This is a genomic window from Bacillus sp. SIMBA_005 (genome assembly GCF_046535585.1).
Taxonomy (GTDB): Bacteria; Bacillota; Bacilli; order Bacillales; family Bacillaceae; genus Bacillus; species Bacillus pumilus.
Window position 1 is genome coordinate 1 of sequence record NZ_JAWRWI010000590.1, and the last position, 263, is coordinate 263.

The 263-nt window shown below is 42.6% G+C and carries 1 pseudogene; it reads right to left on the reverse strand.

The window, feature by feature from the left end:
- Nucleotides 1–263: pseudogene (locus tag SB660_RS21420) on the reverse strand (oligoendopeptidase F); the annotation flags it as partial.

Sequence of the window (263 nt, forward strand, 5' to 3'; positions counted from 1 at the left end):
TTTTTATATTGTCCGTACGTTTTATACACTGCGTCAAACGCATTTTTGCGGACTTCACGGTTTTCACTTTCCAAGAAATTAATAAAGTTGCCGTGAGTGATCTGTTTTTCATTCCCATCTTCGTCTTTAATGGACGGAAACGTTATATCTGCGTTATTTAACACGCTGAATGTATTTGAAGATGACCCCAGTACCTCGGAGGCTTCAGCAAGCAGCGCCTCTTCCTTCTCGCTCAGCACATGCGGACGTTCCTTTGTAATCTC